Annotated in this window: 21 protein-coding genes and 1 riboswitch; of the genes, 9 read left to right on the forward strand and 12 right to left on the reverse strand. The window is 53.9% G+C overall.

Going from position 1 to position 24,634, the window contains the following annotated elements; genetic code table 11:
* Positions 1–74: 74 nt before the first annotated feature.
* Both AC5EFR_RS21300 and AC5EFR_RS21305 read right to left on the reverse strand, forming a co-directional pair.
* The gene (locus tag AC5EFR_RS21300) at positions 75–1,142 is read right to left on the reverse strand and encodes a putative urea ABC transporter substrate-binding protein (protein WP_493577739.1); all 1,068 of its coding nucleotides are present in this window, start codon (positions 1,140–1,142) and stop codon (positions 75–77) included.
* A gap of 93 nt (positions 1,143–1,235) precedes the next feature.
* Positions 1,236–1,347, reverse strand: a riboswitch (guanidine-I (ykkC/yxkD leader).
* Positions 1,348–3,002: 1,655 nt separating this feature from the next.
* On the reverse strand, positions 3,003–4,670 hold the full coding sequence (locus AC5EFR_RS21305; protein WP_493577740.1) for a GMC family oxidoreductase: 1,668 nt from the start codon (positions 4,668–4,670) through the stop codon (positions 3,003–3,005).
* Positions 4,671–4,872: 202 nt separating this feature from the next.
* Here AC5EFR_RS21305 and AC5EFR_RS21310 point away from each other — a divergent pair, with 202 nt between their 5' ends.
* The 7 genes from AC5EFR_RS21310 to AC5EFR_RS21340 all read left to right on the forward strand — a co-directional run bounded on the left by AC5EFR_RS21310 (position 4,873) and on the right by AC5EFR_RS21340 (position 13,137).
* Complete coding sequence (locus tag AC5EFR_RS21310; RefSeq protein WP_493577741.1) at positions 4,873–5,784, forward strand: LysR family transcriptional regulator; 912 nt, start codon at positions 4,873–4,875, stop codon at positions 5,782–5,784.
* A gap of 311 nt (positions 5,785–6,095) precedes the next feature.
* A complete protein-coding gene (locus AC5EFR_RS21315; RefSeq protein WP_493577742.1) occupies positions 6,096–7,040 on the forward strand; it encodes a D-ribose ABC transporter substrate-binding protein in 945 nt (314 codons plus the stop codon).
* A 74-nt stretch (positions 7,041–7,114) separates the two neighbouring features.
* A complete protein-coding gene (locus AC5EFR_RS21320) occupies positions 7,115–7,765 on the forward strand; it encodes a DUF2291 family protein (protein ID WP_493577743.1) in 651 nt (216 codons plus the stop codon).
* Positions 7,762–9,303 carry a sugar ABC transporter ATP-binding protein gene (locus tag AC5EFR_RS21325; RefSeq protein ID WP_493577744.1) on the forward strand — a complete coding sequence of 514 codons (1,542 nt, stop codon included), beginning with the start codon at positions 7,762–7,764 and terminating at the stop codon, positions 9,301–9,303. The genes AC5EFR_RS21320 and AC5EFR_RS21325 overlap by 4 nt, the downstream gene beginning before the upstream one ends.
* On the forward strand, positions 9,303–10,364 hold the full coding sequence (locus tag AC5EFR_RS21330; RefSeq protein WP_493577745.1) for an ABC transporter permease: 1,062 nt from the start codon (positions 9,303–9,305) through the stop codon (positions 10,362–10,364). The genes AC5EFR_RS21325 and AC5EFR_RS21330 overlap by 1 nt, the downstream gene beginning before the upstream one ends.
* Positions 10,365–10,399: 35 nt before the next feature.
* On the forward strand, positions 10,400–11,416 hold the full coding sequence (locus tag AC5EFR_RS21335) for a Gfo/Idh/MocA family protein (protein WP_493577746.1): 1,017 nt from the start codon (positions 10,400–10,402) through the stop codon (positions 11,414–11,416).
* Positions 11,413–13,137: a D-apionate lactonase family protein gene (locus tag AC5EFR_RS21340; protein WP_493577747.1), complete on the forward strand. Its 1,725-nt coding sequence runs from the start codon at positions 11,413–11,415 to the stop codon at positions 13,135–13,137. The genes AC5EFR_RS21335 and AC5EFR_RS21340 overlap by 4 nt, the downstream gene beginning before the upstream one ends.
* Here the strand turns inward: AC5EFR_RS21340 and nanR are convergent.
* Both nanR and AC5EFR_RS21350 read right to left on the reverse strand, forming a co-directional pair.
* Positions 13,134–13,859: a transcriptional regulator NanR gene (gene nanR, locus AC5EFR_RS21345; RefSeq protein ID WP_493577748.1), complete on the reverse strand. Its 726-nt coding sequence runs from the start codon at positions 13,857–13,859 to the stop codon at positions 13,134–13,136. The genes AC5EFR_RS21340 and nanR overlap by 4 nt on opposite strands.
* Before the next feature lie 78 nt (positions 13,860–13,937).
* A complete protein-coding gene (locus AC5EFR_RS21350; protein WP_493577749.1) occupies positions 13,938–14,765 on the reverse strand; it encodes a phosphogluconate dehydrogenase C-terminal domain-containing protein in 828 nt (275 codons plus the stop codon).
* 117 nt (positions 14,766–14,882) lie between these two features.
* Between AC5EFR_RS21350 and AC5EFR_RS21355 the strand changes: the two genes are divergently transcribed.
* Both AC5EFR_RS21355 and AC5EFR_RS21360 read left to right on the forward strand, forming a co-directional pair.
* Entirely contained in the window at positions 14,883–16,196 is a 1,314-nt protein-coding gene (locus tag AC5EFR_RS21355; protein ID WP_493577750.1) for a four-carbon acid sugar kinase family protein, read from the forward strand.
* Positions 16,193–17,458, forward strand: a complete 1,266-nt coding sequence (locus tag AC5EFR_RS21360; protein ID WP_493577751.1) for a ribulose-bisphosphate carboxylase large subunit family protein — start codon at positions 16,193–16,195, stop codon at positions 17,456–17,458. The genes AC5EFR_RS21355 and AC5EFR_RS21360 overlap by 4 nt, the downstream gene beginning before the upstream one ends.
* A gap of 48 nt (positions 17,459–17,506) precedes the next feature.
* Here AC5EFR_RS21360 and AC5EFR_RS21365 read toward each other — a convergent pair whose 3' ends face one another.
* The 8 genes from AC5EFR_RS21365 to AC5EFR_RS21400 form a co-directional block, all read right to left on the reverse strand.
* Positions 17,507–19,063 (reverse strand): acyl-CoA dehydrogenase family protein, encoded by a 1,557-nt coding sequence (locus AC5EFR_RS21365; RefSeq protein ID WP_493577752.1) that lies wholly within the window; start codon positions 19,061–19,063, stop codon positions 17,507–17,509.
* A gap of 9 nt (positions 19,064–19,072) precedes the next feature.
* Complete coding sequence (locus tag AC5EFR_RS21370; protein ID WP_493577753.1) at positions 19,073–19,306, reverse strand: hypothetical protein; 234 nt, start codon at positions 19,304–19,306, stop codon at positions 19,073–19,075.
* Between the two features lie 63 nt (positions 19,307–19,369).
* On the reverse strand, positions 19,370–19,834 hold the full coding sequence (locus AC5EFR_RS21375) for a DUF3237 domain-containing protein (protein ID WP_493577754.1): 465 nt from the start codon (positions 19,832–19,834) through the stop codon (positions 19,370–19,372).
* Complete coding sequence (locus AC5EFR_RS21380; protein ID WP_493577755.1) at positions 19,834–20,706, reverse strand: amidohydrolase family protein; 873 nt, start codon at positions 20,704–20,706, stop codon at positions 19,834–19,836. The genes AC5EFR_RS21375 and AC5EFR_RS21380 overlap by 1 nt, the downstream gene beginning before the upstream one ends.
* Before the next feature lie 11 nt (positions 20,707–20,717).
* Complete coding sequence (locus AC5EFR_RS21385) at positions 20,718–22,535, reverse strand: feruloyl-CoA synthase (protein ID WP_493577756.1); 1,818 nt, start codon at positions 22,533–22,535, stop codon at positions 20,718–20,720.
* Positions 22,536–22,538: 3 nt separating this feature from the next.
* A complete protein-coding gene (locus AC5EFR_RS21390) occupies positions 22,539–23,021 on the reverse strand; it encodes a MarR family winged helix-turn-helix transcriptional regulator (protein WP_493577757.1) in 483 nt (160 codons plus the stop codon).
* Positions 23,022–23,025: 4 nt separating this feature from the next.
* Positions 23,026–23,793, reverse strand: a complete 768-nt coding sequence (locus AC5EFR_RS21395; protein WP_493577758.1) for a crotonase/enoyl-CoA hydratase family protein — start codon at positions 23,791–23,793, stop codon at positions 23,026–23,028.
* An 11-nt stretch (positions 23,794–23,804) separates the two neighbouring features.
* The gene (locus tag AC5EFR_RS21400) at positions 23,805–24,569 is read right to left on the reverse strand and encodes an SDR family NAD(P)-dependent oxidoreductase (RefSeq protein WP_493577759.1); all 765 of its coding nucleotides are present in this window, start codon (positions 24,567–24,569) and stop codon (positions 23,805–23,807) included.
* Positions 24,570–24,634: the final 65 nt, after the last annotated feature.

Consider the following 24,634-nt stretch of genomic DNA (forward strand, 5'->3'; position numbering starts at 1 on the left):
CCGATGGGCAGAGCTTTTGAAGTGATGTCGCGAGAAGAATGGCGCGCGGGCCGTGCCGCACGCCAATGTGTGACTTACAGCGCGTCGTCTGCCGCCATCTGCATGTAGGTCGCATCAAAGCGGAACTTGATGTTGCCCGCGTCGCCCGTGGTCACGCCACCGGGGTATTCAACGCCTACGAAATCCGCACTTGGCGCGCCTTCGCCCAAGATGCCCTTGTCGAACAAGAACTCGGCCACGCTGGTCATGGTTGTGGGCAAGTCGGCCGACGCGGCTTGGGCCACGGCTGCGGCTGGATCAAAGAACATTTCAGTCGCCGCCAATTGCGCTTTGTAGCCCGCAAGATCGGTGCCAGAGGCGTCGGCCATCGCGGTCAGAACCTCTTCATCGCCTGCCGCCATCAACCCCATGACCTCATACCAAGCGCCAGCAACGGCTTTGCCAAAGGCGGGGTTGTCCGCCAGAGTGTCAGTGTTCACCACCATCAGGTCCAAAATTTCGCCAGGGATCTGCGCGCTGTCAAACAGCACATTGGCGTCAGGGTTTGATCCAGTGATTTCAGACACCAGCGGGTTCCACGTCACCACCGCTTCGACGTCGCTTGTGGCATAGGCCGCAATCATATCGGCATCTGAGGTGTTGATCACACCGTCCAGATCGGCCTCTTCCAAGCCCACGGTTTCAAGCCCGCGCGCCAGCAAGTAATGCGACACAGAGAGTTCGACCAAGTTCACAGGCTTGCCTTTGAGATCGGCCAGGCCGCCCTCGCCTTTCAAGATCACCGCATCATTGCCGTTTGAATAATCACCGATGATCAAAGCTGTGGTGTCTACGCCGCCACCCGACGGAATGGACAGGGTGTCCATATTGGTCGCGGAAACCCCGTCAAAAGCGCCTGCTGTATATTGGTTGATGGATTCGACGTAATCGTTGATTTGAACGATATCGACCGTGATGCCGTATTTGTCGGCCCATTTGTCCATGATGCCGCTGTCTTCCAAATAGCCCCATGGCATCCAGCCGACATAGATCGACCACGCCAATTTGAAATCTGTTTTTTCTTCGGCGGCCACTGGCAGGGCCAATGCCGATGCAAGTCCGGCTGAGAGCGCCGCAGCGGATAGAATGTTCTTGAATGTCATGACTTTCCCCGTTGTGCGTCCCGCCTGTTTTTAAACACGGCTTTCCCACGCTGGCGGAACAAGAGATGGAGCGCGGACATAGCCTGCGCAGTAACCTCCCGGGATTTTGCCCCGCCGTGTGCCTTTGCGGATTTTGCCGCCCAGGTGGCGCTTCTCGGACCAGTCCTTGATGTTTCATTCAAGCGGAACCCTAAGCACCCTGCCTCATAACTACAGAACGCACGCCCGCGCATTTCAACGGGTTGGACTGAAACAGCACCAATTTAAAGGGTTTGGCCACAAAAATGAGCACTTTTACCGCGATGGCGCTTAAAAATGAACCAAAGTTGGATGTTTAAGAAACTATCAAAACCGTCTTCGTCATCAGTTTTTTGAGCAAGAAACAATGAACAAAGGCAGCTACGCAGTCCTGTAAATCTGCAGTTTGGCGCGCTCGAAATCGGAATTGGCACCCGCCTTCGCGCTTTTCCGATCGGAAACTTGAATAGTCCTAAAACGGTCGCGGGCACGTTCCTCCTAACTGACTGCCCAAGTGCGATAGAGCATTTTGTTGTCGCTAGACTATCCAATCATCGCCAAGCCCATCATGGCAGAGTGATGACGCCGTCAACCGTTTTCAGGCATTTTGAAGAGCATCGGAACGACGCTGAGGTTCTCCCACTCCAAAAACGCCCTGCCTTTGTCCGTTTGGCACCCGACCAGATTGTCATCATTATGTGGTCACATCGTCCCCCACCGGATGTTCCAGAAACCGTCCCCACGCCCTAGCGCGCGCCGCCAATGGAGGTGTGCTGGGTTACGGACGCGTCCAAGGCGGCCTTGGCATCACAAACGGCGGGATTGACCCCAATGACCTAATCAATCGTTGCCAATTCAAGAATCTCTCACACAGGAGCCGATTTCCTTCTTGCGGTCTCCTTCGTCCTGAACCAGATCGGCCGCACCGTTCGGGGTTATGCCGATTGCGGGTCAGGTCAGGACTCAGGCCACCGAGATGCGGAAAGACAATTCTATTTTGGGTCGTTCAATTCTGCTGAAAAGCGAACCATTCGGCCGGCTGAGTTTTGTTTGATCAAACCAGATTTTGGCGAAACCCTCCAAAATGGCGCTGTCGGCTTGGCGACTACGGGGGCACGGGCATCAAGTGAAGACGGCGCTGGAGGTCGCGTGCCAGAGTGCCCTCACATCGGCACCGCATGCCCCCTTGCCTCCCACAAGGACATTGCTGGACAAGGCCCCAAACACAGTGATGTCGACTATAGCCTCTGCTCAGCTAAACGAAATTGAACCGCATGACTATTTGACCGAATTACTGATAGCCATCAGCAACAGGCACGGGAAAAACCCATGTCAAAACCCGTGTCAAAACCCATTGCCTTGGCGAACGAGTTCGCATTGTATCGACCAGAACGAAAAGGAAAGATCAAATGGGTGTTGGGAGTGGCAAAACCGAAAAAGGACAGGGCGGAAAAAAGGGCCAATCCAACAAAGACAATTGGGTTTCACATCAGGAAGAAAAACAGGATGGTCGAATACGACGAAGACTTGAGACATCACGTCTAGAACGCCAAGCAAAAGTACATCCCGAAGACCATCCAGAATAATCGCCGAACAAATCACAAAACAACCAGGTGTTGGTCGCAGGTCAAAGTTGCAATCGCCGCGCAACGCTCCGTCTTGCCATTGGCACGGCAACAAACACTCCCCTGCACCACGATCAGCAAGAAACACCACAAGACGCCAGTCCAGCGATACTGATATTGAGCGAAAGCAGGGCTATCAGATCGGTGTGTAGACGGTTGAAGAGCAAGCTTTGCAAACGCTCTCTTGAATGACGTCTTGGTTTCAAACTCTACGAGACTATTGACCCGAAAGAATCCAACCAGCGGCTTTTTCGGCAATCATGATCGTCGGAGAATTGGTGTTTCCGCTAGTGATTTCAGGCATGACAGAGGCATCAACCACACGCAGACCGGCAACGCCCTTCATCCGCAGATGGGGATCAAGCACAGCGGTCGGGTCATCTTTGCGACCCATTTTAACGGTCCCAACAGGATGAAAGATCGTGCTGGCAATATCACCGGCAAGCCGCGCTAAATCTTCGTCACTTTGATATTCCACGCCGGGTTTAAATTCTTCGGCCTCATAGGGCCGCATCGCGGATTGCGCCATGATTTCGCGGACCTGACGCAGGCTATCAGCGGCGACCTTTCGGTCATCTTCGGTGGCCAGGTAATTCGGTGTAATTTTTGGCGAATCTCGGAAATCAGACGTTGCAATCCGAATGTGCCCACGGCTGGTGGGGTTCAAATTGCAAACACTAATAGTCATAGCTGGAAAACTGTGCAGATCATCACCAAAGGCCTCAAGACTTAAGGGTTGCACATGATATTCTAGGTTGGCGTGCGGACGGTGTTTGTCGGACCGGGTAAATGCCCCCAACTGACTTGGCGACATGCTCATTGGGCCAGAGCGTTTTAACATATATTCCAAAGCGATTTTGGCCTTGCCAAGCATCGAGTTGGCCAAGGTGTTCATGGTGCTGGTGCCCTTTACCTTAAACACCGCTCGAATTTGCAGGTGGTCCTGAAGGTTTTCGCCGACATAGGGCTGATCCAAAACAACATCAATGCCATGGTCTTGCAGCAATGGTGCCGGGCCAATGCCCGACAATTGTAAAATTTGGGGCGAATTCACCGCACCAGCAGACAATATAATTTCTTTCCCGGCGGTTACGGTGACCGGTACGCCTTGGCGATGTACCTTGGCCCCGACACAGCGCAACGCCCCGTCACCGTCTTTTTCAAAGCACAGTTTTTCGACCTGCGCTTCGGTCCAGATCGTCAGGTTACGGCGGTGTTTTGCCGGACGAAGGAACGCCTTGGATGTGTTCCAGCGCCAACCGGATCGTTGATTGACATCGAAATACCCGACGCCAGAGTTGTCGCCGCTGTTAAAATCATCGGTCCTTTCGATACCGTTCTCGACCGCCGCATCAGCAAAGCTATCAAGCACATCCCAACGCAACCGTTGTTTTTCAATGCGCCACTCACCACCATGACCGTGCATGTCCGAAAAGCGGCTATTGTCCCCGGTCACCGGATCGGCCCCGGAATCCAGCTTGTAGTGGTTTTCATGGGCTTTGAAATCGACCAGTGAGTTTTCCCAGTTCCAGGCTTGCTCACCCGTAAGTTCGGCCCAATTATCATAGTCGCGCGCTTGGCCACGCATATAGATCATGCCATTGATCGACGAACACCCGCCCAGTGTTTTACCGCGCGGATATAATAGACGACGACCATTAAGACCTTTGTCCGCCTCGGTTTTATACATCCAATCGGCACGCGGGTTGCCGATGCAGTAAAGATATCCAACAGGGATATGAATCCAAGGATAGGTGTCGGGTTTGCCGGCTTCTAACAACAGGACGCGATTGCTTGGATCGGCGCTAAGCCGGTTGGCCAACAGACACCCGGCTGATCCGGCACCTATCACGATAAAGTCAAACCCATCCATAGCTTTAGCCATTGTCGTCATTCCCATATTCGTCGTTTTATTCGGGACATGTGAGACGGAAGATGATGCACGATTGACCACCGAATAGGCTCGGCCGACGCCCCAACATCAGATCAGACCGCCCTTCCCTGACCGCGAATTTCGTCGATCTCTGACGGAAGGGAATGAAAAAACCTAATGACAATTCCCACAATGCGATATTACAAATTTTAATATGGTTCGTTATTCAAACATAAACAGTATCTTGGCCTTTGTAACAGTGGCCCGTGAAGGCAGTGTTTCGCGCGCTGCCGAGATATTGAACCTAACCCAGCCTGCGATCAGCCATCAGATCAAGCGACTTAGCACCGAAAATGGCATCACGTTATTCAATCGAACCGCAACCGGGCTCCAAATCAGCCATGACGGCGCTTCTGTCTTGGCCAAAGCCGAACAAGTTCTGGAGGCGATGAATGAATTTCAGCGCAGCGCCCGTCAACTTTCCGGCCAGGTCAGTGGCAAGCTAAAAATCGGTACGATCGTTGATCCGGAGTTCATTCGGCTCGGACGGTTGCTGGCGCAACTGAGAACGGAGCATCCAGGGATCGAAACCGAATTGGTTCACGGCGTCAGCGGCGATATTTTGACATGGGTCAAGCGCGGCCGCATTGATGCCGGTTTCTATCTTTGCAGCCCAGAAGACCTTGGACTTATGGGAACAGAGAGCGAAGACCCCATTCGGGCGATCAAGCTTGCAGACTTCGCCTATAGAGTCGTTGGACCGGTTGGGTGGCAGAACCAAGTAGAAGGTGCAGATTGGTCAACCCTTGCCAAGCTGCCGTGGATTGGAACCCCGGAAACCTCCGTTCACAACCGCCTATTGAACATGGTTTTCGATGGTGATGAAAAACGCTTGAACGTCGTTGCTCTGGTCGATCAGGAGGCATCAATGCTTGAGATGGTGCGATCCGGAATTGGGCTTAGCCTGTGTCGTGAATCTATTGCGCTGCACCAAAAACAATCCTTCGGATTGGCAGTATCCGATGCGGTTTCTGTCCCCGCGTGCCTTTGCTTTGTCTCATTGGACCGGCGCAAAGACACCCCGACACTCGAAAAACTGTTTGATCTTCTCACTCACTCTTGGTGACCTTGCGCTTTGGCTTGACCCGCCTCTCTGGGTGATCGGAACCAATTCCCCTTCAACAGCAGCTCACAAACTTAGCCCGCGTGGGGCTAGGCGTTTTCCAATTTGGAACAGGTCACCCAGATCTTCCTGAATGGAATTTCGGTGCCGCCCGCAATTCTCAAATAATATTGTACAACCCACCGGGAACGGAAACTTGCGGCACCGCCGAAACTGCATACTCATCATACCTGTTGACAATATGATGAAATTGTAAAAAGAATTCACCAGTGGGCTTGCGCCAAGCGGTCCCACGACTTTGGGAGGAGAAATCAATGAATACGAACCGTCGCGTTTTTGTGTCCGGGCTTGCCGCCGCAGTGACATTCGCAACCACGTCCGTCGTGCGCGCCGAAGGCAAAGGTCTGATCGCTATTATCACGCCCAGCCATGACAACCCATTTTTCAAAGCCGAAGCTGTTGGTGCCGAAGCCCGCGCACAGGAATTGGGATATGAAACAATCGTTCTGGTCCACGATGACGATCCAAACAAGCAATCCGAATTGTTCGACACCGCAATCGCGCGTGGCGCAAATGCGATTATCTTAGACAACGCAGGGGCAGATGCGACTGTTGCCGTTGTCCAACGCGCCCTCGATGCAGGCATCCCGTCCTTTTTGATTGATCGGGAAATCAAAGAATCCGGCATCGCCATCAGCCAGATCGTTTCCAACAACTACCAAGGGGCCCAGTTGGGTGCCGAAGAGTTCGTCACGATCATGGGCGAAGAAGGCAACTATGTTGAGTTGGTTGGGCGCGAAGCTGACACCAACGCTGGCATTCGTTCGTCCGGCTATCATGACATCATCGACCAATACCCTGATCTGGTGATGGTCGCCCAGCAATCCGCCAACTGGTCTCAAACCGAAGCATTTGAAAAGATGGAGTCAATTCTACAAGCGAACCCTGACATCAAAGGGGTGATTTGTGGGAATGACACAATGGCCATGGGGGCCTGGGCCGCATTGGAAGCCGCCGGGCGCAACGAAGTGATTGTTGTCGGGTTCGATGGATCAAACGACGTCCGCGACAGCATTCTTGCCGGTGGCATCAAGGCGACTGTGCTCCAGCCCGCCTATCGTCAGGCCCAAATTGCAGTTGAGCAAGCCGATCAGTACATTCAGACCGGTTCAACTGGTCTTGAAGAAAAGCAGCTGATGGATTGCGTCTTGATCAATAGCGAAAACGCTGCGGACCTCGAGACTTTCGCGCTAACCTGATCCAGAGTTCAAACCATCACAAGACCAAGAGGGCCCACACATAACATGGTGGGCTCTCTATCGGAGGGGGCTGCATGCGTCACGCACTACGTTTATCTGCCATTCTGTTGGGGAGTTTCGCGGCTCTTAGTGCCTGTAAGGTTGTTAAGAATGCTGCCCCGGCCGATGCCGATCAGGCGCAAGAAGAACAGACCGATGAGGTCCGCATGGCCAATTATGCGCGCGAAATCTGGGAACCAAAGGTACTTCCGGCGGTTGCTGACCTTTTGGCTCCTTTGTCTGATCTCCGTTTGGCTTTGGCCAAGGACGTCGACGCAGCCGGTGAAAAATACGGTTACAAACCCGAAGGAGAAGCCAGCGCCTGGAACTTTGCTGTTTCTGGATCTGGCGTTGTTGTTGAAACAAAAATGCAAAGTCGGGCCGCCAAGGTTCAAGTCGATACGGATGGCGATGGCGAGGCAGATGTGACGGTTCAACTTGGCCCAATCATCCGAGGCACGTCGCTCCGCGATTCCATGTCATTCCTAAGCTTCACCGATTTTCGAGATCAAATCGAATTTGCCAAACTGGCGCGCGGGTTGAATGCAATGGCTCATGAAGGTCTCGAAATCCCGCAACAAGATCCGCTCGGCGAGATAGTCACATTTGAAGGCGTTTATACCTTCAAAAATGTCGAAAGCCGCCCCGAAATCGTTCCGACCGTTCTGACATTCGGTGCCCCATGACAAACCCTGAAATAGGTCTATCCATTCGCGGAGGCACCAAAGTGTATCCGGGGACAATTGCCTTGAAATCTGCGGATTTTGATCTGCGTATGGGGGCGGTCAATGTCCTCGTTGGGGAAAACGGGGCCGGAAAATCTACAATGATGAAGGTCATTGCCGGCGTCGAGCAGCTCAGCGAAGGCGAGATCCTCATGGGCGACCAAACGGTGTCTTTTCGCTCCACGGAAGAGGCTTCTCGCTCGGGTATTGGCATTGTTTTTCAGGAACTTAACCTTTTCCCCAATCTAACAGTTGCCGAGAATATTTTTATGGCCCGCGAAAAAACGCGTGGCGGAATTGATATCGACAAAGCCACCCAACGCGCACGAACCAGAGAGCTGATGACACAGCTTGAACAAGATATCGACCCTGATGACCTTGTGGGGGATTTGCGTGTCGGACAACAACAGATCGTTGAAATCGCCAAATCCTTGGCGCATGACGCGCGCATTTTGATATTGGATGAACCAACCTCGGCTTTGTCCGCCGCCGAGGTCGAAATCCTGTTTCGAGTGATCAAAGACCTTAAAACGCGCGGCGTCGGATTGGTCTATATTTCCCATCGCTTAGAAGAGTTGATCCAAATTGGTGACTACATCACTGTTTTGCGCGACGGGGTCATCACCGGCGCGCGCTCGATGCAGGGCGTGGATGTCGATTGGATCGTTCGCAATATGATCGGCGAAAGTGGCAAGGATTTTGCCAAGGAAATCGACCATCCTTTTGGGGAGGAAGTGTTTCGTGCGGAAAATGTTTGCCTGCCCGGTGCCGGCGGGGCCTTGCTTGTGGATGACGTTTCAATGTCCCTGCAAAAAGGGGAGATTCTGGGGATTTATGGGCTGATGGGGGCCGGCCGATCAGAATTTCTTGAATGCGCGATTGGCCGTCACAAAAACGCCACCGGTCACTTTTTGGTCGACGGCCACGCCTTAAAGGAAAACGGCGTTGCGGCACGGATCAACCGCGGAGTGGCGCTTATTCCCGAAGACCGGCAAGCGGATGGGTTGGTACAAATTCTCTCGATCAGAGAGAACATGACCCTCTCGAGCCTGTCCAGGTTCACCAAGGCGGTTTACCTAAGTGTGAAACGCGAAAAACAGACCGTAACCGAATTTATAAAACGTATGACGATCAAAATCGCCTCACCAGAACATGAGGTGTCGTCGTTGTCCGGTGGCAACCAGCAAAAGGTTGTGATTGCCAAAGCCTTGATGACGGATCCCAAGGTTCTGCTGATGGACGAACCGTCACGCGGCATTGATATCGGGGCAAAGGCCGAAGTGTTTCGCGTCATGCGACAACTGGCGGCGCAGGGTCTGGGTATTGTTTTTGTGACCTCAGATCTGGACGAGGTCATGTCACTGTCTGATCGCATATTAGTTATGTCAAACGGGCGGATCACCGGTGAATTTTCCCGCGACGAGGCGAGCAACGCAAAACTCATCGCGGCCTCTGCAATCGGGCACAAAACGGAACAAAACGGTAAGGAACCCGTCTGATGGCTGATCAATCTACGAATGCGCCCAATTGGTCCAGTTCGGACGCCTGGCTTTTGCTGCTCAAGGCGCGCACGTTTATCGCACTCATTTTGGTGTTTGTTTTCTTTGCCTTGAATGCCCCGAACTTCCTATCGACCGCCAATATGGTGATTATGTCCAAACACGTCGCGCTTAACGCGTTCTTGGCAATTGGGATGACGTTTGTCATCGTCTCGGGGGGCATTGATCTATCTGTTGGGTCAATTGTTGGACTATGCGGAATGGTTGCGGGCTATTTGGTTTTGAACGGAATCGACTTGGGCCTTGGCTGGTCTATCCAATTCAATACGTTCGAAATTTGTTTGTTGGTCATTTTGGTTGGTGTTACAATCGGCGCGATCAACGGTTTCTTGATCACTCAGCTAAACGTGGCCCCGTTTATTGCGACATTGGGCACCCTATATGTGGCGCGCGGCACTGCGTTGTTAAGCTCGGACGGGCGCACCTTTCCCAATCTGAATGGCAATCCCGAGTATGGGTCAGACACCTTCCGCTGGATCGGAACAGGGGAAATCCTTGGCGTACCTTTCTCGATTGTGTTGCTGATCGTGGTGGGTTGCCTCGCCGGATATATCGCCGCTCGCACTCCTTTGGGTCGCCACATCTATGCTGTTGGGGGCAACGAACGGGCCGCGGGCCTATCCGGGGTCAAGGTCAATCGAACCAAGTATTTTGTCTATATCTTCTCAGGTTTCTGCGCAGCTTTGGTTGGGTTGATCATTTCATCGCAACTTGTTGCTGCACATCCGGCCACAGGCGACACCTTCGAATTGAACGCAATTGCCGCGGCGGTTTTGGGTGGCACATCCATGTCGGGCGGTCGCGGACGGATCATTGGTACAATCATTGGCGCCTTTGTCATTGGGGTTCTGTCGGATGGGTTGGTCATGATGGGAGTGTCATCCTTTTGGCAGACCGTGATCAAAGGATTGGTGATCATCGCCGCCGTGGTCATCGACCAAGCCCAGCAAAAAGTTCAAGCTCGGGTTGTTTTACGAGCGCAAGCGGCGATGGACAAATAAGTGATTTTCACACAACAAACTGAACGGGGATGGTTATGAGGGGAGCATTGATCGGCTGTGGTTTCTTTGCGCAGAACCAATTACAGGCCTGGCGGGATATTGATGGCGTTGACATTGTTGCCCTGTGTGACACAGACATAGGGCGCTTAACCCAAAGCGCTGCGGACTTTGGGATCGAGCGTACCTACAAAGACGCGTCCGAACTTTTTGCCGCAGGTGGATTTGATTTTGTGGACATAGCCACAACGGCTCCGTCGCATCTCCCGCTTGTCAAAATGGCGGCACAGACCGGGGTTCACATTATCTGCCAAAAACCGTTTGCCGAAAATATTGAAGATGCCCGTGACATGGTTTCGGCTGCAGCGGCAGCAGACAAGACATTGATGGTGCATGAAAACTTTCGGTGGCAATCCCCCATTCAGGCCGCGCTCGCCCTGGTGCAAGACGGGTTGATTGGCGACCCGTTCTTTGGGCGCTTTAGTTTTCGCTCTGGCTATGACGTGTTTTCCGGTCAGCCCTATCTGGCCGAAGGGACGCGGTTCATAATCGAAGATCTGGGCATTCATATCCTCGATATCGCACGGGCGTTTTTGGGCGATGTTAGCCACATGGCCGCCACGACAAAACGCATCAATCCCAAGATCAAAGGCGAAGACGTTGCCACTATGTTGTTGACCCATCAAGGTGGCGCGACGAGCATGGTTGATTGCTCTTATGCCACACGCCGCACGCCGGAAACCTTTCCGCAAACCTTGCTTGAAATTGATGGCACCCAAGGCACATTGCGTTTGGATGCCGGGTACACATTAAGCGTGACCGGCGAAACCAACCTTGCCAAAGATGTGTCGCCGCCCGTGTTGTCCTGGGCCGAAAAGCCATGGCACAACATCCAGGAAAGCGTTCTGGCGATCCAGAAGCATTTCGTTGAGTGCATTGCCAAAGGGATCCAACCACACACATCCGGGGCGGACAATTTGCAAACTCTGTTGCTTGTCGAAGCCGCCTATATTTCCGCCGCCGAGGGGCGCACAGTTCGCCTGTCAGATCTATGAACCGCAACAAACAGCTTTTTGGAACAGTCGCCCCCCCTCCCCCCAACAAGTCCTTGGCCAAGGTGCCGTGGTCTTTCACTTTGGATGCCGGAAGCCTCCGCCATGTCAAACTTAACGGGGTCGAGGCGATCCGAAGCATCGCCTTTTTGGTACGGGATCGGGATTGGGGGACTTTGGCCCCGACCATAGAGCGAGAAACGACCACGCAAACCGACAGCAATCTCACCATCAGCTACACCGCGATCTATAAAAGCGGCGCTGCGATGCTGAGTGTTGACGTCACAATCTGTGTGACCGCTGAAAGCCTGTCCATGTCGGCCCATGGTCTCGCTCATGGCGGTTTTGAAACCAATCGTGCCGGGTTTACCGTGTTGCACCCAATTGATGGTGTCGCCGGGCAACCGGTTTTGGTGGGGCATAGCAATGGCGTCGTTGAGCATACACACTTCCCGACACTGATTGAACCGTGGCAGCCGTTTATGGACATCGGGTCTTTGACGCACACGGTGGGTGAGCAGGCAGTTACCTGCGAACTGTTGGGGGATGTTTTTGAAATGGAGGACCAGCGTCAATGGGGTGACGCATCATTTAAGACCTACAATCGCCCTCTTGCACTTGATTGGCCCTATGTCATTGCGGATGGCGATGAGCTCGTACAATCGGTAAACTTGACCTTTGGCAAGGCCCTGGAAACGCCCCCCATCACCACTCCTCACCCCGCCGAGCCCGCCTTGTTTCCGGAAATGGCTTTTGTTGTAACACCCGATGACGCGCGCGATCTGGCAACGTCACCAAGCGATCTTTTGCACGTTAATCCACAACGTGTTTTGTGTCATTTTGATATGTCCCTCAAAGAGATGGATCGCCAATTGCTGGCCTTTGCTGCCGCGCAAAAGGCCTGTCCGCATTTGGCTTTTGATCTCGAGCTCATCCTTACATTTGACCGAACACCGCAAGAGGAGCTTACAAGGGTTGCCGCCAAGATCGACCAATCGGGGTTCTTGCCAACAAGCATTCTTGTCTGTCCCTCTGTCGATCGCCAATCCACGCCACCGGGGTCCGAGTGGCCCGATTGCCCCCCACTGAACGACATTCATTCAGCCGCCGCAGAAACCTTTCCCAACGTGATCCGAGGCGGTGGCATGGTCAGCTTTTTTCCAGAGTTCAATCGCAAACGCCCGCCTCTGAAAACACTGGATTTCGTTAGTCACGGTTTGTGCCCGATTGTGCATGCTGCGGATGATCTGGCGGTTATGGAAACCCTTGAGGCTATCCCCCACATCACCCGGTCGGCCCGAGCGATTTTCGGGCATTTGCCCTATCGGATTGGCCCTGCAACAATAGCCATGCGCCAAAACCCCTATGGCACGCGCACGATCCCGAACCCGTACGGCCACCGCATTCCGATGGCAGAGGACGATCCTCGCCATCGCGGCCAATTTGGCGCGGCCTATGTGATTGGATTGGCCACGGCCCTTGCCGCCGCCAATATCGCCGTTTGGACGCCGGCCGCTCTTTATGGTCCACGCGGCGCATCACCCGATTGGCCTATTTCGCAAGCTTTGGCCGTTTTGAGCCCCCTCGCAGGTCAGCCCGTCAGAGAGGCAAAACTTGAAAACGGATTGGCGTATTTGTCGGTCGGCGACACGACCATCACGGCCAATTTGACCCCGGGCACAAAAGGCGATTTGGGACCCTATGACTGGCGTGTCAGATCTTAGACTTTTCGAGAGGATGTAAACCGCGAGTCGGCTCGGTTGAGATGTGCTTCGATCGCGCGCTCGGCTCCGTCAACATCGTTTTCCTGAAGACGCTCCACTATGCTTGCGTGCTCTTCCAAGGTGGTTTCCTCGCGGCCCGACCACAAAAGCAGCGAGGCATGATACTCAAACAACCACGTCAGCATCATTTCTGTTATAGACTGGATCAGAGGGTTCGCCGAGATTTGTGCCAATCGGGTGTGAAAGGCAATATCGGCCTTCATAAACGCCTCTGCATCGCCCAGTTTTGACCGCTGCGCTTCGATCAACCCCATTAGATCAGAGGCATCTCTTGAGGTGCATTTCTCTGCAGCAAGGCGTGCAGTTCCGCGCTCCAAAATATGACGAACGACTTTGAGGTGTTCAATATTAGCAGGCTCGCTTGACAAGAGAAGCTTGGCAATATCGTCCAATTGGCTAAAGGCAACCCCCGCCGTCAACGCATTCACACGGCTGCGACCACCATGTGTAATGGTAATCAACCCCTTGCTTTGCATAGCTTGCAGCGCTTCACGAACCGCAGGGCGACCTACACCAAACCGTTCCATCAACACACGTTCCGAGGGCACCACATCCCCCGGAGCAAGTTCACCGCTTGCCACCAGCTCACGTAAACGCTCAAAAACTTGGTCAGAAAGCTTTAAGCGGACGATTTTGCCGTCCCGTGTGTTTTGATCGCTCATGTCGTGTCGTGTCCTTCATCGGGGATACGCCAACTTTATGAGTTGTTCACTGGTCCGACAAGTGGCAAGCGGCGGCGACTAGGTGATCCTTTCAATGCTTGCGGCAATTTCGTCGGCTTCAAACACCCGCTTCCAATCATCGCGCATCAAAGTTGGTTTTCCGAATTCAATCGCCTTGTTGCAAGCATCGGAAAAGACGCCGTCCACCTCGCCGAAAATGACGGCCCCCAAAATATTCATGTGGCCCAATAAGAAATCTCGGGCGGCCTCTTTTGGGACACCGCGATCAACCACTTCATCCATGGCCTCGCGCATAATATCCAAGAGCGATGCGCAAACGGTTTCGGATAATCCCGGTTCCAACAAGGCCATCTGTTCCACCGTCACCCGATGAGAGCGCGCCACAGGAGCGTAGATCGCCTTGCCCACCGCTTCGCCGAGGTCATAATCCGCCTCTGGCCCCTGCATCAAAGCATTTACAATGCCTTGTTGTGCGGCGATCCCGCCAAAATAGTCTTTGCGTCCGGCTTCGGTTGTTTCATTGTTAAAGATCGGCGGGTGGCAGGGATGGCTGACGAAATAGGTCACGTCATCGCGTTTGGGTAAGTGCCCCGCAAAGGGGGCCGCAGCGTCCAGGCACATGATCATTGCCCCTGGTTTTACTTTGTCGATGAGACCGGCCGTCACCTTTCCGATTGCCGTGTCCGGCACAGCAAGCACAACAACATCAGCATCTTCCAACGCGACATCCGGGTCCTGGCAGTCAAACCCCAATTCGGTTTTCAAGCGCTCTTGACCAACCTCAGAAATCTCAACATGTGCCGTTTCAAATTCAGTGGCGGCAAGGTTGCGCGACAAGCGAACGCCCATTTTTCCACCAGCCCCAAATAATGCAATTTTTGTCACGCTTGTCCTCCTGAAGCCATTTTCGCGCCTACCCGTGATGAATTGACAACTGGTATAATAAGTTACTAAGTACCCCATAGAGTCAAGTGGCGATATGGAAATTGAAAGGGTGAACCCGTGAACACATTGCCAGAGGAACTTATCGTTGCGTGGTATGGAGATGATTTTACCGGTGCGGCCGCGGTCATGGAGGTTTTGGCCTTTGCAGGCGTCAAATCGATGTTGTTCTTGGCCCCGTTGACCCCGCAACAGCTCGAAACCTACGCGCACTTACAGGCAATCGGCGTGGCCTCAACCGCCCGGACACAATCGCCGGAGTGGATGCGCGCCACCCTTCCCACGGCGTTCAAGGCGTTGCTCGACCTTAAGCCACACCTGCTGCACTATAAAATTTGCTCCACATTAGACTCCTCCCCAACAATCGGATCCATCGGTTGCGCGATCGAAATCGGCGCTGATCTGGTAAACTCCACCACTATTCCCGTTTTGGTTGCGGCCCCTCAAATGGGGCGCGAACAGCGAAACGGAGAGCTTTTTGCCGATTTCAAAGGCCACATGTTTCGCTTGGATCACCATCCGGTTATGGCGCGCCATCCCGTCACCCCGATGACAGAACCCAATGTCTCGCGGCATATCTCCCTGCAATCCAACCGAATTTCCCCATCGGACGGCGGTGATTTGTCACTTATGTCGATAGATTGCGCATCGCCAGAAGATGAGGCCGCAGCCGGTAAATTGCTTTGGGACACTCGTGGGACATCTCCTTTTGTCGTGGGCTCTCAGGGCGTTGAATACGCTTTGGTCCACCATTGGATCGAGGCAGGCTTACTGGCACCAGTCCCCCAGCCAGCCAGTATTGGGCGGGCCAAGGGTATGGTCACAGTTTCGGGATCTGTTTCGCCGGTTACAGCCGAACAAATAGCATGGTCGCGTGAAAATGGGTTTAGAACCCTCCGGTTCGATGTGATCAAATCCTGCCAGGGCCAGGAGAGCCTAGTCGCAGAGGTCAATCGCCTCATTCAGGCCGGAGTAGAGGCTTTGAAGGACGGCCAAGACCCGCTGATCTATACCGCGCAAGGACCCGATGACAAAGCCGTTGGGCAACTGCTTTGCGCCGCAAAAAACGCGAGGATCAACATGAGTGAGGTCAACGAACGGTTGGGCCATGCCTTGGGACAGGTCTTAGACGGTATTTTGACGCAAACCGGGGTGACCCGTGCCATTGTGTCAGGCGGGGATACATCCGGTCACGCTATCGCATGCCTCGAGATTTTTGCGCTTTCAGCATTGGCCCCCACCATTCCCGGCGCAGCTTTGTTTCGGGCTCACGCAGAAGGGTCCCGTGATGGATTGGAGATCGCTCTCAAAGGCGGTCAAATGGGAAGCCCGGATTATTTTGGCTGGATACGTGACGGAGGAGGTCAACGATGACCCGAATAAGTGCGACCTATGATATTGAAACTCCGGTCGGTTTGGAACGCGCGGCCGCTGTTTTGGCAGGCGAACAGTCCACAGGAACTTTTGTGCGGCTTGCCGCCGAAACAGACGAGTTGCGCGCGCGGTCGGCGGCTGTGGTTGAAGAAATCATTCCGACAGGGTCGTCCATGTCCCCCTCGCTTCCGTCTCGTAAGACCGGCAAACGATACGAACGTGGTTTGGTTACGATAAGCTGGCCTCTTGGCAACTTTGGCACGTCTTTGACGGTGCTTTTGGCGACCGTTGCCGGGAACCTTTTTGAACTGGCTGAACTTTCTGCGGTTCGCTTGATTGGCGTGGACCTGCCGGCTGATTTTGCGCTTGGTCATCCGGGGCCGCAATTTGGGGCTGCAGGGACACGCGCCTTTATGGGCGGGCATAGAGGGCCTCTTATTGGCACCATTATCAAGCCTAGTATCGGCCTCAGCGTCGATGAAACCGCCACGCTGGTTCGCGACCTCCTTGGTGCTGGAATTGATTTTATCAAAGACGATGAATTGCAAGCAAATGGACCTGATTGCCCTTTTGACGACCGGCTAGAGGCAGTGATGCGTGCCATCAATGACCATGCCGAAAAAACTGGGAAAACCGTTCTCTATGCGGCAAATATCACCGACGAAACCGATCAAATGAAGCGCAATTTGGACAAAATGCAAAGCCTTGGGGCCAATTGTGCCATGGTGTGCGTTTCTGCAATTGGGCAATCCGGGTTGCGGTCCGTGCGTGATCATAGCGCGGCCCTAATCCATGGGCACCGTGCGGGTTGGGGGCTGTATTCCCGCTCACCAGATATTGGGATTAGTTTTGAAGTGATGCAAAAATTCTGGCGGTTGGCCGGGGTCGATCACTTGCATGTCAACGGATTGGCCAACAAATTCACCGACAAAGATAGTGTCGTTGCCCAAGCTGCCCGGTCTGTTCAACACCCGATTTCCAAGCATGGTGGCCCTGTGCATGCCATCATGCCGGTTTTTTCTTCGGGTCAAACCATCTGGCAGATCGCTGACTCGCGCGAATTGTTGGGGAATGATGATTTCATCTATTGCGCAGGCGGCGGCATCATGAGCCATCCTGGCGGTCCTGCGGATGGTGTCATCAGTCTCCGATTGGCTGCTGAAGCCGCCCAACAAGGCATCCCGATTGAGGATTATGCCACGGCAAACGATCCATTGTCGCATGCCATGGCACATTTCCCCCGCGCCTCGATCACGCTTTGAAAAGGCCGTGTCAGTTGCTCTTAACAATGCGGTATCGACAGATTTAATTTAGTCGTACGGCGCGTGAACAAGCGCTAGAACCGCGCGCCTAATCCGATCTGGGTCTTGATGAGAACCTGCGGCAGTGATCAGCCGCACCCCCATACAAGTTTCGAGCACCGCAATGCTCTGCTTCATAAAGCGATGTGCAAGAGCGGATGGATCTGATGCAGTTCCGAGATCGCTGCGCATCGCCTTCCATGTTGTCAGCACGGATTGAATCCGATCACCTCCAGTTTTCGTGCTCTCCTGGATTGCGAATTCTTCAAAGGCATCGCCAGCCGGCCCTTGCGCCAATCGGGTGGCAAGCACCCGCGCATGGATACCATTCGCCCCCTCATAGATCGCGGTAATACGCGCATCTCGATAGGTTTGCTCCAAACGGTATTCTCGTAAATATCCATACCCACCAAGGGTTTGAATACCAAGATCAGCCCCCCTCATACCGGCCTCTGTGCAATAAAACTTGGCCAAGGGTGTCAAAAACTCAACCAGATCAGGCGCGTCCCCGCGTTCCATCGTGACAAAGGCCAAATGCGCAATAGCGCGCCCTATCAAGGCCAAACCGTCGATTTCGTCGACCATGCGACGGACATCGGCATGGTGAACCAATGTCACCTCTCCCCCATCTGGTCCTCGCCCCTGCACACGCTCGGCCGCATAGGCGCTGGCAACATCATGCGCGCGGGCCGCGTGAGCGACACCTTGCAGAGCCACATCGGCACGGGCGTGGTTCATCATGGTGAACATAGCCGCCAGACCTTTGCCTTCTTGGCCGATCAACTCGGCCTGGGCGCCATCAAAGGCCAACTGGCATGTGGGCGAGGCATGCAGCCCCATCTTTTCTTCGATCCGCGTGACGGTAACGGCGTTGCGCCTTCCATCTTGCAAGGTGCAGGGGCACAAGAACAGCGACAAACCTTTGACACCGTTGTCAGAGGTGCGCGCCAAGACCAAATGTAGGATTTGGTCGCTCATGTCCTGATCGCCACCAGAGATAAAAATCTTTTCGCCTGTGATCGCCCATCCATCGCCCTCTGCAACGGCTTTACAACGCACGCGGCCAAGGTCGGAACCGGCACCCGGCTCTGTTAGACACATCGTCGCCAAAGTCTCGCCAGAGGCAAGCGGTGGGATGTGGCGGGCTTGTTGATCGTCGCTGCCAAATTTCATCAGCGTCCGAATGGCTCCGGGCACGAGGCCGGTGACCATTTGTAGGCTGTGATTGGCTCCCGAAAAAATTTCCGAGGTGATCGCCAACATCAAGGCCCCCATGCCTTGTCCGCCAAACTTTTCGGGGGCCGTTAATGACGGCCAGCCCTGCTCCGCATAGGCCTTGTAAACATTAGGAAAACCATCGGGCATGGAAACACGACCGTCTTCCAAACGGCAGCCCTGCATGTCACCCGCTTCGTCCAAAGGCGCAATTTCCCCTTCGGCAAAAGCCGAGAAATGCCCCCCGACCTCGGCTGCGAATTCCGCATCCCAATCGGGCAACTCAGAGGCACCGACAACATGTTCAAGTGAAAAGAGAATGTCATTTAGTGGCGCCTGAAACGGTTTCATGGCGGGCTCCTATTTAGGTTTGTGGGTGTGCAGAGCCTTGTGGCTCCCCGTGGCTATGAGATTTTCGTCAAAAACCTCATTCAGGAATGCAAGGACCGAGGTGGCCTCAACGTCTGAGGTGACACGGCCATGACCGGCCCATTCAACAAAACGCACATCAACGCGCGCTCCCTCGTGATTGGCCTGCATCAAATCCCGGGCCGCCCTTGGCAAGGTCCATGTCAGTGACAAAAGGCGTTTCATTGAACTTCCCATTGATTATGCAGCATAACTAATGCGGCATGGCTTAGTGGTTCTGGTCTGGCTTTAGCCGACCTTGTAAAATGCGATGTCAACGCATGACGCGCGTCGAAGACCGGAGCAGACAAACAAGGTGTGATTAACCCAAGCATAGCGGTCATCCCCGGTTTCAAGACGGGCAGCGGTGCGCATGTAATAACTCTTGGGGTCAACGCTTTGCCCTTGGGCAAGACGTGTCATAACGTCCGGCGGACCGTGACGGGTTCCGATATTAACCACCTCAATCACCGCATTGTCATGCGTGCGCACGGCATATCGGGTGTCCAAATGCGCCGCACCATCCGCATGTGTCGTCTGCCAATCCGCCCCGAGGTTCAGCACCTGTCCAGTGATGTCCGGCCCCAGAGCTTCGCCGCCGATGATTGGAATAATTCTGCGTTTTCCAGCCCGCCCTTGCCCCAATTCGATAGGAGCCGAAAGCTCGACTCTCAAGGAAAACGAATGGGACAGAGACGGGACCGGAATTTGCATTATTCGAAGCCCAACAGGCGTGCAGCATTGCCTTTGATAATGTCAGGTCGGATCTCATCCTTGATGTTGATCTTTTCAAAATCCGATAGCCAGCGTTCCGGTGTGATCATTGGCCAATCCGACCCGAACAGGACCTTCTTTTTCAAGATCGAGTTGCAATATTTCACAAGGATTTCAGGGAAATACTTTGGGCTCCACCCGCTGAGGTCAATGTAAACGTTGGGTTTGTGCTGTGCGACCGCCAGCGCCTCTTCCTGCCATGGGAAACTGGGATGAGCCAGAATGATTTTCATGTCCGGAAAATCGACGGCAACATCGTCCATATACATCGGGTTGGAGTATTTAAGGCGCATTCCATTGCCTGAGCGCATGCCTGATCCAACACCGGTTTGACCGGTATGGAAAAGCGCAATCCCGCCTTCTTCGGCGATGGCTTCGTATAGCTCGTAAGCCATGCGATCGTTGGGGTAAAACCCTTGCATTGTTGGGTGAAACTTAAAGCCTTTGATGCCAAAGTCCTTCATCAAACGGCGGGCTTCGCGCGCGCCCAACTTGCCCTTGTGCGGGTCAATTGATGCAAAAGGGATCAGAACATCGTCATTTTCGGCGGCAAGCTCGGCCACTTCTTCGTTTTTGTAGCGCCGATACCCCGTTTCTCGCTCTGCATCGACGGGGAAAATGACCGCCGCGATGTTTTGTTCGCGATAGTGGGCCGCGGTTTCAGGAATGGTGGGCGGATGTTCCCAAGGTGCGCGAAAATACTTGGCCATGGTCGCCTGGAGATCGTCATAACCGTCATCGGAATGACAGCCGCAGGGCTCTTCGGCGTGGGTGTGGATATCAATTGCTCGGATTTTTGAAATATCAACCATTACAGTTCCTTTCAGAGGGTCGCTACGCCGCTTGCGGCATCGTCATACAGGCGTTTCAACAGTGCTTCGCGACGAAGCAAGACTTTGCGGAAATTTAGGTTTCCTTTGGCCGTAATCTCCGCGTCTGTCAGTGAGGGCGGCTCGGCCAAAACAATGGCACGGGCCACGCGCGTTGATGATCCGGAAACACGCCCGGCTCGTTCGTTCAATCGATGGTGCAACTCGGCCAAAAGCTGTTGGCAAACAAGCGCGCCGTCGTCTTCTTCGTCGGAATACCCGGCCTGAGCCAATGCATCGCGGTTTGGAAAAATCATCACGCCGATCTCATTCCGATCTTGCCCAGTGACCACCAAATCCGACGCCAAAGGTGCCAAAGCAGCCAGCATGTCAATGCGTAAACCGGCGGCCCGAACCCATGTCCCAGTCAGAAGTTTGAAATCCTCGGAAATGCGACCATCAAAGCGCATCCCCTTGTTCATGTCTTCTTTATCGACAAAAACCATCGCATCGCCAGTTATGAAAAACCCTTCGTCATCAAAGGTATCGGCGGTCTTGTCCTCGGCTTCAAAATAACCGGGCATAACGTTGGGGCCCTTAACCCGCACCTCGCAACGCATATCGTCATCTGGGATGAGCTTGATCGTGACGCCAGTCAGCGGCACCCCGACCACGCCGGAGCGCTCGGTTGGCTCTTGTTGCATCATTGTTGCAGGAGCCGTTTCCGTCAGACCCCAACTGGATGTCATAAGCGGTATTTCACCTTTGACGTCCATCGCCATTTGTTCAAAGCCCTGCCAGACATCCTGAGGCAAAGACGCGCCCGCATAAAAGATGAGATCCAGCTCTTCGAAGAAACGCCGTTTGAGCCCCTGGTCTTTCTTCAAAGCCTCCAACAGCATGGAAAATCCAAGCGGCACATTGAACACCAAAGTCCCGGTTTTCATCGACAGGTTTTCTAACGTGCGATCAAACAAACCTTTGACCGGTTTGCCATCATCTATGTAAAAACTGCCACCATTGGCCAGCATCATGTTGAAATTGTGAGAGCCGCCAAAAACATGGTTCCAAGGCAGCCAATCAACGACCCGAGGAGGACGTTCGCGCAAAAAGGGAAGAGAGTCGGCAAGTTGTGTCTGGTTTACACACATCATACGCTGGGTCGTCATCACCCCTTTGGGGGCAGAGGTCGATCCACTTGTCATTAGGATTTTTGCCACGGCGTCAGGTGTCACTTTGGCATAGGCGCTTTCAACATCCGTAGCGCCATCGCCTTTGAGCAGGTCATCAAAAACAGTGACACTGGTGTTGGCTCCCGGACGGGATGCCACGATTTCAATGCCGTTCATAGCGTCTAGCTTTAAGGCTTCGCCATATTGATCCGCGTCGATAACATAAGCCATTTTCGGGTGTATCAGCTCAATCGCGTGCTGCAATCGCCCATGGGCACCATGAATCAACGAATATTGTTCCGCGACAGGTGCCGTTGGCACACCCACATATTGGGCCGCCAATGACAGTAATCCATGATCGACACCGTTGCCGGACATAATAAGGATCGGTGTGTCCGGGCCCATGCCACGCGCCAAAAGAGATTGGGCGATGGCCCGAACCTTTTGCAATGTTGCCGCATAGCTTTCTTCGCGCCACCCTGCGCCGGATCGTTCCGCCAAAAATACCTGATCCGGGGTCTGGTCTGCCCATTTGTGCAACCATTCGCCGGTTTTGGTGACTGCAGGTCCTAAGTCGTAATTTGATCGCAAAAGCATCGTGCCATCGGCTCGGTCTTCGCGGCTCACTGAATGTGGTCGAAACTGTGTGGTTCGTTTCATAACTTATCCTCCGGCTGGGCCTTTTTCGATGGTTTTCATCGCTGCAACGACGACATCGCGAGCGTCCGTATCCAAATTGGCCAGCAAACGGTTTTCATGTGCTGTGACAGCGGCAACAGCCTGCTTGCAAAGCTGGGTCCCTGCCAATGTGGGCTTGAGCGCGTAGGCGCGTCGATCCGTGGGTACCCGTTCACGCATAATCAGATCTCGCCTCTCCAACTCATCAATAATGACAACCAGATTGGGGCGCTCGATGTCCATCGCGGTGGCCAATTGTGATTGGCGAATTCCCGGATTGTCCGAAATCAAGACCAAGGCCGTATAGGTCAACATACGCAATTCAAACGGTTTTAAGGTCCGAAGCAGGTCGGTCTGAATAACGTTAAAAGCGCGTTTCATATGATAGCCAACGAGCTGACGCAGCGTGGTGTCATCCACGCGGATCACGCCTTGGTTGGCGAGGGGGGCATCCAACGGTTTCTTCATGGTGTCACCTGAATTTCGGGGCGCGTTTCTCCAAAAAGGCAAGCAGGCCCTCTTCGGCGTCTGGCGTGGTTTGCGACAAGGCCGCAGCCAGAGATTCTGTAAACAACCCGTCGCTGTGCGACATATCGTTGATCCGTGCGATCGACTGAACCATGAGGTAATTGGACATCGGCGCATTGTGGGCAATCTTGCCGGCCAAGGTCTGCGCCATCTCCAAGGCTTGGCCGTCTTCAACGGAATAATGCGCAAGCCCAAGCGCCACGCCGTCTTCGGCACCATATTTGCGGCCAGTCAGCATCATTTCAGTCATGCGATCCGGGCCAAGCAAACGCCCGACCCGCGCCGTCGCGCCGCCACCAACAAAGATGCCACGCCGTCCTTCGGGCAATTGAAAGATGGTCGAGGCCTCGGCAATGCGCACATGTGTTGCCGAGGCCAGTTCCAGCCCGCCGCCAATAACAGCGCCGAACATCGCCGATACGGTGATCAAACCGCCGAACTGAATTTTCTCCATCACCCCGTGCCAATGACGCGAATGATGCAAATTATCTTCGGCAGAGCGATGCACATGTTCAGACAGGTCAAGCCCGGAACAGAAGTGCCCCTCAATCCCCGTCAGAATGACCACCCGAACGCCTTCGGGTGGATTGAAATAGAACTCTTGTATAGCCACCAAAAGCTCTTCGCACATTGCATTGCGTTTGCCGGGGCGGTTCATTGTTAACGTCGCAATAGGCCCGTCAACTTCGACCTTGAGAATAGCGTCAGACATAGGTTTTATCCTTAGCGCGGCGGAAGGCGTGTTGCGCCATCAAGCCGGATTGTGGTGCCGTTCAAAAACGGATTCGAAACGATATGTGCTGCCAATTGCGCATATTCATGGGGGTCGCCCAAACGCGCCGGGAACGGGATATTGGCAGTTATTTTGGCGGTCACCTCATCGGGCAAACCTTCCATCATGGGCGTGTTAAAGAGCCCCGGCGCAATCGACATGACGCGAATGCCCAATTGGGCAAATTCACGGGCAGCGGGCAAACACATCGCTGCAATTGCGCCTTTTGATGCCGAATAGGCCGCTTGTCCCAGCTGACCATCTTCCCAGGCCACCGAAGCTGTATTGATAACCACACCGCGTTCATTGTCGGCCATTGGCTCTAGCTCTGCCATGCGCCGCGCCGCGTGGCTCATGACGTTATAGGTTCCAAAAAGATTCACACGCAGGGTTTTTTCAAAAACATCAAACGAGAGTTTGCCTTCACGGCCAACAATGCGCGCCGCCATCCCGACACCAGCACAGCTTATGGCGATCCGCGGGGCGGTTTTGAAATGTTGCTCCACCTGATCAAAAGCGGCATTGACAGCCGCCTCATCCCCGACATCGGCCTGAACCGCGACACCACCGATTTCATTGGCAACTGCGGTGGCCCGATCTATGTCGAAATCCAAAATCGCGACATGTGCTCCGTTTGCAGCAAGGTGCCGGGCGGTTGCGGCTCCTAGGCCGCTGCCGCCGCCAGTTACCAATGCGACTTGATTTTCTATATGCATTGAATTCGTTCCAATCTTTTGTCTGCGTTCATGTCCGGCTCCCTTACGGAATTAGGAACAAAGTG

This window comes from Pelagimonas sp., assembly GCF_058892305.1.